Consider the following 13,029-nt stretch of genomic DNA (forward strand, 5'->3'; position numbering starts at 1 on the left):
GACGATTATTTTCATGAATACCCTGTTTCAAAGAGAATATTTTGAGCATCGTCACAATGGACCGGACCACTCTGAAATAAATAACATGCTGGAGACGGTCAGATGCGCTTCACTGGATGAACTGATTGAGCAGACAGTACCGGAAAATATCAGGCTTAAAACCGGTTTGAATTTGCCGGAACCGCTCAGTGAGCACCATTTTATCAAAGAGTTTCGCAAGATCGCCTCAAAAAACCGGTTGTTTCAAAACTATATCGGAATGGGGTATTATGATTCCATCACACCGGCGGTCATTCAGCGCAATATTCTTGAAAATCCCGGATGGTATACCGCTTACACACCGTATCAGGCTGAAATTTCACAGGGCAGGCTTGAAGCGCTTGTCAACTACCAGACCATGGTGATGGATCTGACAGGGATGGAGATAGCCAATGCTTCGCTGCTCGATGAGGCTACGGCAGCTGCTGAAGCAATGACGCTGCTCCGTGATACCCGCAAGGGAATCAGGAAGAAAGGGACGCGATTTTTTGTCTCCGAATTATGTTTTCCGCAGACCATAGACGTACTCAGGACACGGGCTGAGTATATGGGAATTGAGCTGCTGATTGATCATCCGGATAATCTCGATGTAACCGATGAAAAGCTATTTGGTGTTTTGCTGCAGCACCCCGATTCAAACGGGGCGATAAATGACATCCGTCCTGTAATCGAATCGGCCAATGAGTATCAGGTCGGTGTTGCCGTTGCAGCAGATTTGCTTAGCCTTGCTTTGATCACACCTCCGGGAGAAATGGGGGCCGATGTAGTCATTGGAAATACCCAGCGGTTTGGAGTGCCTCTTGGCTATGGCGGGCCGCATGCTGCATATTTTGCTACAAAAGATGTCTTCAAGCGTCAGGTGCCGGGACGTATCATCGGTGTTTCCAGAGACAAGGAGGGAAACCCAGCATACAGAATGGCGCTGCAGACCAGGGAGCAGCATATTAGAAGAGAAAAGGCGACATCAAATATATGTACTTCCCAGGTGTTGCTTGCCGTAATGGCCGGTGCCTATGGTGTGTATCACGGACCATCGGGGCTCCGGAGAGTTGCAAAGCGTATCCGGGCTCTTGCCAGACTTACGGAGCTTGGACTGGAAAAAGCGGGATTTGCACAGGTTAATGAATTCTATTTTGACACACTGAAAATTGATGTCGGTTCAAACGACAGGAAGAATCAGATCCGTGAAGAGGCGCAACGAAGGAAAATTAATCTCAGATACTTTGAGGATGCGTTCGTAGGTGTTTCATTTGATCAGGCCAAAGAGCCCGAAGATGCGGCAGAGATCATTTCTCTCTTTTCGAAAATTGCCGGAGTATCAGAACCCGATACCCAACAGCTCATGGATATGGTAGATGTTGATTATCCTGCAGCTATGGCCAGACAAAGTGATTTCCTGACACACGAGGTATTCAACAGTTATCACAGTGAGCATGAGATGCTGCGCTATCTGAAGCGCCTTGAAAACAGGGATATCTCTCTGACTCACTCCATGATATCACTGGGTTCCTGCACCATGAAACTCAATGCCACGACAGAGATGCTTCCTGTCAGCTGGCCGGAGCTCGCCGACATCCATCCATTTGCACCGGACGACCAGGCTGAGGGCTATCATCAGATCATCCGGGAACTGTCAGACTGGTTGTGTGAAATTACGGGATATGACAGCATGTCGATGCAGCCCAATTCAGGTGCTCAGGGAGAGTATGCAGGGCTGCTCACTATCCGGTCTTACCTGGAGGCAAAAGGGGAGCAGCACCGGAATGTGACCATCATCCCTTCATCAGCTCACGGGACGAATCCGGCCAGTGCCGTAATGGCTGGCATGAAAGTGGTTATCACCAAATGTGATGATCAGGGGAACATCGACCTTGAGGACTTGCGCGAGAAGGTGGCGCAGTACAGGGAAAATCTGGCGGCACTGATGGTTACCTATCCCTCGACACATGGTGTTTTTGAAGAGGACATCCGGGAAGTCTGTGATCTGATCCATGAAAACGGTGGTCAGGTTTACATGGATGGCGCAAATATGAATGCCCAGGTCGGAGTAACATCACCGGCCATTGTGGGGGCAGATGTTTGCCATCTCAATTTGCATAAAACATTTTGCATCCCGCATGGCGGCGGCGGGCCCGGAGTGGGGCCGATCGGCGCGGCAGCCCACCTGACCCCGCACCTTCCCGGCCACTTCCGTCTTCCCGGTGATAACCGTGCCGTAGCGGCAGCGCCTTATGGCAGCCCGGGTATTCTTGGCATTTCCTATGCCTACATTCGTATGATGGGGGCCCGGGGGCTGACCAATGCCACAAAAATTGCGATTCTGAATGCCAATTATATCAAGGACCGGCTCAAAGATCATTACAAGCCGCTCTACGTAGGCAAAAACGGAAGAGTGGGGCATGAGATGATTATTGAGCTGCGCACATTCCGCCAGACAACCGGAATCGATGCTATTGATGTCGCCAAACGCCTGATGGATTACGGCTATCATGCACCGACCGTATCATTCCCGGTTCCCGGAACAATGATGATTGAGCCTACGGAAAGTGAGAACAAGGCGGAGTTGGACCGGTTTTGCGATGCCATGATATCCATACGCAGCGAAATTGCGCAAATTGAACAGGGTCATTGGGATAAAGAGAATAATCCACTGAAAAATGCCCCTCATACATCGCGTATGGTCACTGATGATGACTGGAAATTGCCTTACAGCAGGAAAAAGGCTGCATTTCCGCTTGACTGGTTGCGCCATAACAAGTTCTGGCCAAGTGTCAGCCGGATTGATGATGTTTACGGAGACCGGAATCTGATGTGCAGTTGCCCGTCACCGGAAGAATATGCAGATGAAGAGGCCGGGGTCTGAATTGCATTGTTGGTACGGGCGATGGTTCTCGCGAATCTGCAAACACTTGAGAAGTGACGTCAACGCACTGATTACCGTTCCACACGGGCAGGGTTTATACTGCTGTGAACAACCCATGCTTCGTCAAACTCCAGCCGGACGAACTCGGTGAACTCCATGGCTTTTTCGCGGCTCAGATAATCACCTACGTGTACACGATAATAGGGCGGTCGAAAAGTCATGTAAGTGTTGGGATAAGGTGGTGCACTCACTTCTCTGATCCAATCATCGAAATGATCTTTGATGTCATTGGCAAGCCGTGCATCTTCCGTGGAAACAATTTGTATGCGATAGCCCCGGTCGGGCTCCCTGCGCTCTTCGGTTTCCGGCTCACTCAAATAAATATCAGGTATTTCATTCAGAAAAACAGCCCCCTGGTCTGACAACTGACTTCGGTGACTTTTGAGATCAAAAGCCAGCTCCGGGAGCTCTTCGAGCAATTCAACGGCGTGTTCTTCAACCTCCGTTACAGTATAATCATCCGGTTCCGGCTCCGTGCGTGCCCGTTTATCAAGCTCTTCAGCAAGATCGGCATAATCTTCTATGGCTTCATCGAGAAGAAGCTCCATTTCATCATCCCTGAGCTCTTCACTCGGAGCACAGGAAGCTGCAATCAGAGCCGCGCTGATGAGGAAAGTCCGGAAAAATCCGGAATGGTTCCAGAAAGCATGATCGCCTGTGGTTCGGGACCGTTCAGGATTCTGTTTTGCCGGATTAGTATCAAGTGACCGTATCGGGTCCCTGCGTGCAGGTGTATATGACATCGGAGTAATGATGTTAACAGATCGTACAAATGAAAATGGGATGATAAAACGTATGGCGGATGAACTTGTTTATGTCCCTACCGGATGCCAGGTTGTTTTTATGTCCTGAAAGTCCAGTATATAATAGGGGGACTGGGCATTGTCCTTCAGCCAGTCGGTTTTTTCGTAGCACTGAATCCTTTTAACGTTCAAATGGGCGTTTTCCTGCACGATTTTTTTCTGCCCGGGATCATCAGCAGCAAACAGGAAGGCGTTGACATCCATATGTGAGGCAAGGTGCGGAATGATTTCCTTGCGATACCCCGTGAGTATATTCACTACACCACCCGGTACATCAGAGGAATGGATAATCTCGGCCAGTGTACAGGCAATACTGCCATGTGTCTCTGAAGCCAGAACAACGCAGGTGTTTCCCCCGGCAATGACAGGTGCAACGATGGAGACGAGCCCGATAAGCGGCATGTCATCCGGAGCGGCAATGCCGACTACGCCGTTAGGTTCCGGCATTGAAAAATTGAAATGCGGGCTTGCGACCGGATTAACCGTACTGAAAATGGATGAGTACTTGTCCGTCCAACCGGCGTAGTGAACCAGTCTGTCGATGGCTGCATCTGTTTCGGTTTCGGCTTTGCGCCTTGACACGGCAGTGCGTTCAAGCTCTGCAACGAACTGATCCCTGCGACCTTCCATGATCTCGGCCATCCGGTAAAGGATCTGTCCCCGGTTGTAGGCACTCCGGTCAGCCCAGCCTGACTGAGCTTTTCTTGCTGCGGCCACAGCGTTTCGCATGTCTTTCCTGGATGCACGGCAGAGGTTGGCAAAAGGATTGCCCTTCTTGTCCATTACCTGAAAGTAATGTTCAGATTCGGATCGAGAAAATTTGCCGCCGGTGTAAAGTTTGTACGTTTTCAAGACGTTAAGACGATTGCTCATGATGATAACTCCAGATATGGTAAAAGTCCGTGGATGCCGCCTTCCCGGCCGACGCCGCTCTCTTTGAAACCGCCGAACGGCGAAGTGGGATCAAATTTGTTGAATGTGTTTGCCCAGATGACACCGGCGCGGATTTGCTTGCCGGTTTTGAAAATTTTTGATCCCTTGTCGGTCCAGATACCGCTGGACAGGCCATAGTGGGTGTTATTGGCAAGTGATACGGCTTCTTCGGGTGTCCGGAAGGTCTGAATGGTTAGTACCGGACCGAAGACCTCCTCCTGCACGATACGGTGAGACTGACTGACGTTCTCAACCAGCGTCGGGCAGCACCAGTAGCCTTTGTCCGGAAGGCTGCATTTTGTCTGAAATATCTGCTGGTTTTCCTCAACACTTTCAGAGAGGTACTCGCGAATGCGTTCAAGCTGCATTTTTGAGTTGATGGCACCGATATCGGTGTTTTTGTCGAGGGGATCACCGACAATCAGCGTTTCCATCCGCAATTTGAGCTTGTGAATCAGTTCGTCGGAAACTCCTTCCTGGACAAGCAGCCGGGAGCCGGCGCAGCAGACATGTCCCTGATTGAAGAAGATTCCGTTAACAATTCCTTCCACTGCCTGGTCTATCGGTGCGTCATCGAAAACAATATTGGCTGCTTTGCCTCCAAGTTCGAGCGTATATTTTTTTTCCGTTCCTGCAACCGCCTGTTGAATGCTTTTACCAACGGCAGTAGATCCGGTAAATGCAATTTTATCAATTCCGGGATGATTCACGATTTCAGCGCCTGTACTTCCCGGTCCGGTTACAATGTTGACAACACCAGGCGGCAAGCCGGCATCCTTGAACAATTCGGCCAGTTTCATTGCCGTGAGAGGTGTGGTTTCAGCCGGTTTGATCACAATCGTATTTCCGGTGGCAAGTGCAGGGGCAATCTTCCAGGCGGCCATCAGCATCGGAAAGTTCCAGGGTATGATCTGGCCGGCAACACCAACAGGTTTTGGAGTCAATCCGGGAAAAGCATAGTTGAGCTTGTCCGCCCAGCCGGCATAGTAGAAATAGTGGGCTATGACTTGCGGGATATCGACATCCCGGGATTCCCGGATGGGTTTGCCTGTATCCAGTGTCTCAAGAATGGCAAACTCGCGGGCCCTTTCCTGGATAAGCCGTGCTATCCGGAAAATGTATTTTCCCCGTTCTTTTGCCGGCATTTTTGACCAGATCTCGTCGTAAGCCTTTCTGGCAGATGAGACAGCCTTGTCTACATCCTTCTTACCAGCTTCTGCTACCTCCGACAGCAGCTCCTCAGTGGCAGGGTTGATGCTTTTGAAGTATTTCCCGCTTTCGGGAGCCTGAAAGGAGCCGTTGATAAACAGGTCGTATTTTCCGGCAATGGTTACATAATCCGCGCTTTCCGGTGCAGGGTCATAAGACCAGAGGTCATCAAACCGGAGCGTTTTTTCTGTTTTTGTTTCTTTTTCTGACATAAGTTTATCCGATAGAAAAATAGTCGGGAGATTGGTAGTGACCGGTTTTTTGTTTTACGATCTGCATGAGCAAATCATTGGCCAGCGAGCTGGCTCCAAAACGAAACAGATCAGGTGTCAGCCAGTCGGCGCCGAGCGTTTCTTTGACCATCACCAGATAGTGCAGCGCGGTTTTGGAATCACGTATGCCGCCGGCAGGTTTCATACCAATTTTCTGCCCGGTTTTGAAGTAAAAATCACGAATGGCTTCCAGCATGACCAGAGTCACCGGCATTGTTGCGGCAGGTGAGATCTTTCCGGTTGATGTCTTGATGAAATCCGCCCCCGCGTACATGGATATATCGCTGGCTTTTCGCACATTCTCATATGTCTGCAACTCGCCGGTTTCAAGGATTACCTTGAGATGAGCGTGGCCGCAGGCCTCTTTAATGGCGGCAACTTCATCAAAAACGTGGGCGTATTCTCCTTTCAGAAAAGCCCACCGGGAGATAACCATGTCAATTTCATCCGCACCTTCATCAACGGCATACCTGACTTCATCAATCCGCGATTCGAGTGTGCCCATGCCGCTGGGAAAAGAGGTGGCAACGCTGGCGACCTGAATGCCGGAACCCTTCAGAATGCCGGCTGCGAGCCTGACCCGGTTCGGGTAGACACAAATGGCGGCAACCTGCGGGATGTCGGGATCCTGTTCGTATGGATAAAGTGCCTTGTAGCACAATTGTCTCACTTTGCCAGGGGAGTCCATGCCTTCGAGTGTGGTCAGATCCACCATTTCCAGGGCCAGCTTCAGGGCAAACAGTTTTGACTCTTTTTTTATGCTGCGAGTGCGGAATTTCGCAACGCGTTCTTCAACACCCACCTGATCCACGGGAATAATCTGTCGGAAATCAGGCATTTTCAAATTTGTGTCTTTTTGCATGAACAAGAATTTACGGGTAAGGGCCGGAATAAGAATACCCCGGCACAGGTACGTATAAATATCGAAATTAGTCAGATTGCCCGTCAATTTCCAGTCCGGGAAGCTGCTGATACGTTTTGCGTTTCGCCAGAAAATAGTGCCGGATAATCGACAAGGGCGCAAGCACAAGGCTGTCGTCTTTGGTGACCCGCCGGGACGCAAGGTTTTTTCGCTGTTTCGTAAGTTGCGGTATTGATCTGTAAAAGTGAAGATGGGCCCGAATCACAGCATAACACTCTTTGAGCTTAAGACCAGCCAGAAAACGTGCCAGTGATATCATGTCAAGAGTCAGCCTTGCCGTGATTTTTGCGGCCAAAGTTCCGGGAGCACTGTTTTTCCAGATCATCTTAAGGTTGTTGCGATAATTGAAATAGAGCTTTCTGGGGGATTCGGCAGGCAGGGATCCTCCACCGAGATGATAAACGACGGAATCCGGAGTGTACCGGATGCGGTATCCGAGATTCCAAAGCTGCCAGCAAAGGTCAATTTCTTCCATGTGGAACTCGAAAGACTCATCGAATCCGCCGCATTGCAAAAACAGATCCTTTCGGATGGCAAATGCCGCCCCGCTTGCCCATGCTGTATCAGCTTCATAGTCATACTGACCTTCGTCCGTCTCAAGGGTGTCGAAAATCCTGCCCCTGCAGAACGGATAGGCAAACCGGTCAAGCAATCCGCCGGCCGCTCCTGCGTATTCAAAATACCGCCGGTTTTTCCAGCTCAGCATTTTAGGCTGAACAGCAGCGATATCGCTATGACTGTCAAGGATCTGCTTAAGCGGACCGGTCCAGCCCGGAGTTACTTCCACATCGTTGTTGAGGAATATCAGGTTGTCAGACCGGGCATGGGGAACAGCCCGGTTATTGCCGCCGCAATACCCGTAGTTTTTGTCAAATGTAACCACCCGAATTTCATGATAGTTTTCACATACCCAATCAGATGTCCCATCCGTTGAGGCATTATCGGCGATGATAATTTCGGAGTTGTGCCCGGAGTGCTGATGGACAGAAGGAAGAAACGTTTTCAAGTGATGCAGGGCATTCCATGTCACGATAATAATACTGAAGTCGGGATTTGCCATATGTTAATGTTTGTGTAAAACAGGATGCACAGGGTTCTTTCACACTTACGGATTGAAAAAAAGCTTTATCCCTGTAACTTATCGTCGTATAATGACATGATAAATTTAGTGACAGGATATGTTGGCGCAACCCTATAATAACGATTATGAGCGATGCTTAAAATAGGGCTGATATCAGACACACACCATTATCTGGACCCTCGTGTTCCCGAATATTTTGACGGGGTGGATGAAGTCTGGCATGCCGGGGACTTTGGTTCAATAGCCATAGCGGATGATCTGAAGAAGCTGGCCCCGCTGAAAGGGGTATATGGTAATATTGACGGAAGTGATATCAGGTCTGAATTCCCGCTTCATCAAAGATTTCAGAAAGAAGGAGTGGATGTATGGATGACACACATCGGCGGCAATCCCGGTCGTTATGCCTTGCCTATCAAGGGGAGTCTGGAAGAGCACCCACCGGGTCTGTTTATTTGCGGGCATACACATATTCTGAAAATTGCCCGTGATCCGGACAAAAATAACATGATCTACATGAATCCCGGTGCGGCAGGCCGGCACGGTTTCCACGAGTACCGGACTATCGTACGTTTCGGTCTCAGTAACGGCAAGGTGAAAGATGTAGAGGTAATCAATCTGGGTAAAAGGTCAGAGGTGTCTTTTGCCACCGCAAAGTGACCTTAAACGAACAGTTTTTAAACCCGTTTGTCATAGCGTTGTAACAAGGTGCTCACATTCAGTGCAGACTGAAGAACAAGCGGAATGCCTCCTCCCGGATGCGTGCTGCCGCCACAGAGATAGAGATTGTCAAACCAGGGAGATTTGTTCCTCGGACGGGCAAAAGCAGCTGTCCGCGTATTGGAACTGGTTCCGTAAATACTTCCTCTGTTGGAGCGGTACATCCGCTCAAAATCAGCCGGCGTGATCACTTTTCTTTCAATTACCGAACTGCCCAGGCCATCGAGGCCCCGGTTTTCCAAAGTATGAATCAGATGATCGGCATAGGTCTCCGTCCACTCATACCACTGCTGGCCATTTTGAGTGTAAGGCGCATTGACCAGCATGTAAAGATTCGAACAACCGGAAGGTGCATCTTTGCTGTCCGTTCCGGATGTATTGGTGACATAGATCGTGGGTTCTTCCGGGAGTTCCCTGCGTTCAAAAATTGCACGGAATTCGTTCTCATAATCCTCGGAGAAAAAGATATTGTGATGTTCCAGCTGGTCATACGTCTTGTCGATACCCAGCAGAACTACAAAACCGGAGCATGATGGCTCAATCCGGGAAATTTTTCTTCTGTGCCGGGCCGATATGGCATTGTCCGGAAGCAGGTTGAGATAGGTGTCGGTAGCGTCACTGTTGGAGATGACCACATCCGATTCAAAAAGCGAACCGTCAAGCATGATGCCTGATACATGTTTGCGCCGAGCCGGGTCCGGAATAATCATATCAACCGGGAATCCGGTATGTATGCGGGCACCGCTGTCTTCGGCCAGTCTGGCCAGAGCCAGTGCCAGGTTGTACATCCCGCCTTTTATGTAAAACCCGCCAAGGCGAAGTTCTACGAAGGGAATCACATTAAGAGTTGCAGGTGCAAGATACGGGGAAGAGCCATTGTAGGTTGTAAACCTTTTGAAAAGCTGTCTGAGCCGGGGAGAACTGAAATAGTCATCCACCCGTTTCGCGACAGTTGAAAAGGCGTCAATTTTCAGAAAATCGGGCAGGTCGGTGAGGTTGAAATCGCCAGGCCGCTGCAGCGGATTGAACAGAAAAGTCTCTGAAGTATGCCGGTACAGGTCGGCACTGTAATCCATGAACTCATCCCAGGCTTCCACGTCTTCGGGAGCAACCCGCAAAAGCTCGTTGCGGTTTTTTCCCGCATCATAGTAATTATTGAAAACGACCCCGTCAGAAAACTGATAGCGGCAAACAGGTTCAACAGGCACCCAGTCCAGATAATCCTCGGTTTTTTTTCCGCACAACTCAAAAATACGCTCAATCACAAAAGGCATGGTCAGCAGACTCGGTCCGGTATCGAAACGGAATCCATTGATACGCACTTCCTGCATTTTCCCGCCGGGATGGTCATTTTTTTCAAACAGGTCAACGGCATGACCCCTTGCGGCTAAAATGGCTGCGGATGCCAGACCGCCGAGGCCGGCGCCGATTATACTGATTTTCATGTGTTTAAGATTTTCGATTTATAATGACAGATGTAATACCATGACAGATTTAATCATTCACCTGTGTGTCAGAGCTTATGCTCTGTCATGGATATTTCATCTGTTTAAAATTTTCATGTGTTTATAATTTGTGATTCTGACGTCACATGTAGTACCCATGTTGGCTATAATCATGCTCGTGTGTGACGGTAAGCCGCCATGGGCATTTCATCTGTTTAAAATTTTTTATTCATATGGTCACATGAACCGAAGGTCACGTAGTGAAATGTCATGACCGTATGTAATCATGCGCCTTTGTGTCCGGGCGCCGACCCGGTCATGTTCATTTCATCTTTTTAAATGTTTGGATTCATATCGTCACATGAACCGAAGGTCACGAAGTGAAATTCCAGGACTGTTTTTTGTTATACGACCGTATGTCCGGGATTTTTTCCGGTCAGACAGTACTTCAATGCGAACAAAGGTTTGTTTGTTCTGAAAACGGGATCGGGTGCTGTTTGAACTGCAAATTCTGCTCCGGTATAATGCTGATTCAATTTCCAGTCTTCCCGAATGAGTTTTTATCTTGCTTCTAAAACGGCTACCGACTCAATATGATATGTCCGTGGAAACATGTCGACCGGCTGCAGGCTTTTCAATTCATAATGATCGGACAACAGGGCGATATCACGGGCCTGTGTTGAGCTGTTGCAGCTGACATAAATGATTTTGCCCGGTGCAATGGAAATAATCTGGTTGATAACGTTTTCATGCATGCCGGCTCTGGGCGGGTCGGTGATGATAACATCCGGATGACCGTACTGCCCGACAAGGTCATCGTTGAATATATCCTTCATATCACCATGCTTAAAAACGGCATGGCCGATATCATTGTCTGCAGCATTTTCTTTTGCTTTTTCGACGGCACCCGGATGCAGCTCAATGCCGATAACTTTATCAGCCTTTTGACTGAGGTAAATGGAGAGTGTTCCAACGCCGCAGTAAAGGTCATAAAGCGTTGAAACCCGGGTATCTCCCAACGCCTGCATTACCAAATCATAAAGCTTTTCCGCCTGTAAAGTGTTTGTCTGGAAAAAGGTGTCCGGATCAATGCGAAAACGGCAGGGCCCGAGATGCTCCTGTATAAATCCGGGTCCGGAAATGATGTTGCGGTATCTGCCTTCAGAAGAAGGAGAGCGCGTGTCGTTGATGGTGTTGACAATGGTCGTAATCTGAGGAAACTGCTGCTTCAGATGTGTTGCCAGTGCCGTTATGGTCTCCGGATCATCTTCTCTGGTAACCAGATTGACCATCAGCTCACCGGTATGCACACTGTCCCGGATGATTAAATTGCGCAGGTAACCGGTGTGCTTGTGTGTGTTGTACGGTTCAATGTCATGGTCCAGGGCATATGAGCGGACGGTGTCGAGAATGCGGAAGGATACGGGGTTCTGCAAATGGCACTCTTCAAGATTCAGTATCCGGTCATAGCGCCCGGGAACGTGCAGGCCGAGTGCAAAGTGTTTGTCCTCCACCGGTTCGTCAGACTGCACCTCTCTATCGGTCAGCCATCTGCGGTCACCGAATGTGTACTCCATTTTATTTCTGTAATAAAACGGGTGGTCTGCTTCAATAGCAGGGACCATCGGCAAATCTTTAAAACCGCCTATGCGCTGAAAGTGATCCCTTACATGTCCGGACTTGTATTCAAGCTCTTTTTCATAAGAGATATGCTGCCATGTACAGCCTCCGCAAACGCCTGCGTGGCGGCATTTTGGAGTAATTCGCTCTTCAGAGGGGGAGAGTAATTCAAGGAGCACTGCTTCTGCGTATTTTTTCTTTTTCTTTATGATGCGGACTCTGACACGGTCACCCGGTGCCGTATTTTTCACGAACACCGCATAATCATCCACCTTGCCCAGTCCTTTTCCCTCGAATGCAGCTGCGGTAATTTCCAGATCCAGTATACGGCCTTTTTTTACAGGGGAAGGGGCTTGCTGACTGCTCATTTATTGTACTTTTTCGTCAACCGATTCTTCGGATGGAATGTCATAGGTTTCAAATAACATGGCATAAGACTCCGGTTCGGAATCCCGGCCGAGTCGTGAATAGGCGAGATCAAATTGCTGTACAGAAACCACATTAAGGGTTTCCAGAAGTTTCAGTGCAATTCTCGGATGCCGTTTGCTTAAAGTCTGGTAGTCGGAGATGAAAAAGCCATAGAGAATGCAGTCGTTGGTACACCTGGCGGATGCTTTTCGTCTGATCTGGTAATCTACGCTGAATGTTCCGAAAGATTCAGGAGAATGCAGAACGGTCAGAGGAATGACTTCAGAGTCCTGTGATTGTTTGAACAGCAGCTCTACGGAACCTTGCTCAATAAGATAGAGACCTGTGCCGGGATCTCCCTGGTGGTAGACAAATTCACCGGCCTTGTATCTGCGACGGTGGCTGAGCTGCAGCAACTCATACCGCTCCAGGTGAGATAGTCTCTTCAGAAATGGGGACTGAAAAATTACTTCAGATTGTGATTTTATCCGTTTCAGGAATTTGGGTTTCATCCGCTTTAAAATTTTATTTCCAGCATTATATGTGATGTCAAGGTCGTATGCACATGCGCCAGTGCGCAAGGGTGGCCAGCACGGTCACTGGCAATTAATCAAATCAGTAATTTGATCAAAAAAGTTATTCAGGGTATCAGTACTG

Annotated in this window: 10 protein-coding genes; 2 read left to right on the top strand and 8 right to left on the bottom strand. The window is 49.0% G+C overall.

Annotated features, from left to right (window positions below):
- Positions 1-13 precede the first annotated feature (13 nt).
- The gene (gene gcvP / locus NATSA_RS10405) at positions 14-2,902 is read left to right on the top strand and encodes an aminomethyl-transferring glycine dehydrogenase (RefSeq protein ID WP_210512365.1); all 2,889 of its coding nucleotides are present in this window, start codon (positions 14-16) and stop codon (positions 2,900-2,902) included.
- A 71-nt stretch (positions 2,903-2,973) separates the two neighbouring features.
- On the opposite strand, the gene NATSA_RS10410 is transcribed toward gcvP, so the two are convergent.
- From NATSA_RS10410 to NATSA_RS10430, 5 genes are all read right to left on the bottom strand, one after another.
- A complete protein-coding gene (locus NATSA_RS10410; RefSeq protein WP_210512367.1) occupies positions 2,974-3,705 on the bottom strand; it encodes an SPOR domain-containing protein in 732 nt (243 codons plus the stop codon).
- 69 nt (positions 3,706-3,774) lie between these two features.
- Positions 3,775-4,638, bottom strand: a complete 864-nt coding sequence (locus tag NATSA_RS10415; RefSeq protein ID WP_210512368.1) for an aldehyde dehydrogenase family protein — start codon at positions 4,636-4,638, stop codon at positions 3,775-3,777.
- Entirely contained in the window at positions 4,635-6,119 is a 1,485-nt protein-coding gene (locus NATSA_RS10420; RefSeq protein ID WP_210512370.1) for an aldehyde dehydrogenase family protein, read from the bottom strand. Before NATSA_RS10420 ends, NATSA_RS10415 begins: the two co-directional genes overlap by 4 nt.
- Positions 6,120-6,123: 4 nt before the next feature.
- Complete coding sequence (gene deoC / locus NATSA_RS10425; protein WP_246481794.1) at positions 6,124-7,017, bottom strand: deoxyribose-phosphate aldolase; 894 nt, start codon at positions 7,015-7,017, stop codon at positions 6,124-6,126.
- Positions 7,018-7,108: 91 nt separating this feature from the next.
- Positions 7,109-8,161, bottom strand: a complete 1,053-nt coding sequence (locus NATSA_RS10430) for a glycosyltransferase family 2 protein (protein WP_210512372.1) — start codon at positions 8,159-8,161, stop codon at positions 7,109-7,111.
- 153 nt (positions 8,162-8,314) lie between these two features.
- Between NATSA_RS10430 and NATSA_RS10435 the strand changes: the two genes are divergently transcribed.
- Positions 8,315-8,839: a metallophosphoesterase family protein gene (locus NATSA_RS10435; RefSeq protein ID WP_210512373.1), complete on the top strand. Its 525-nt coding sequence runs from the start codon at positions 8,315-8,317 to the stop codon at positions 8,837-8,839.
- Between the two features lie 17 nt (positions 8,840-8,856).
- On the opposite strand, the gene NATSA_RS10440 is transcribed toward NATSA_RS10435, so the two are convergent.
- From NATSA_RS10440 to NATSA_RS10450, 3 genes are all read right to left on the bottom strand, one after another.
- Positions 8,857-10,344 carry a phytoene desaturase family protein gene (locus tag NATSA_RS10440; protein ID WP_210512375.1) on the bottom strand — a complete coding sequence of 496 codons (1,488 nt, stop codon included), beginning with the start codon at positions 10,342-10,344 and terminating at the stop codon, positions 8,857-8,859.
- Positions 10,345-10,904: 560 nt separating this feature from the next.
- Positions 10,905-12,332, bottom strand: a complete 1,428-nt coding sequence (gene rlmD / locus NATSA_RS10445) for a 23S rRNA (uracil(1939)-C(5))-methyltransferase RlmD (protein ID WP_210512377.1) — start codon at positions 12,330-12,332, stop codon at positions 10,905-10,907.
- Positions 12,333-12,884, bottom strand: coding sequence for a cyclic nucleotide-binding domain-containing protein (locus NATSA_RS10450; protein ID WP_210512378.1), 552 nt, complete (start codon positions 12,882-12,884; stop codon positions 12,333-12,335). It lies immediately after the preceding gene.
- Positions 12,885-13,029 lie beyond the last annotated feature (145 nt).

It is taken from the genome of Natronogracilivirga saccharolytica (assembly GCF_017921895.1).
GTDB lineage: Bacteria > Bacteroidota > Rhodothermia > Balneolales > Natronogracilivirgulaceae > Natronogracilivirga > Natronogracilivirga saccharolytica.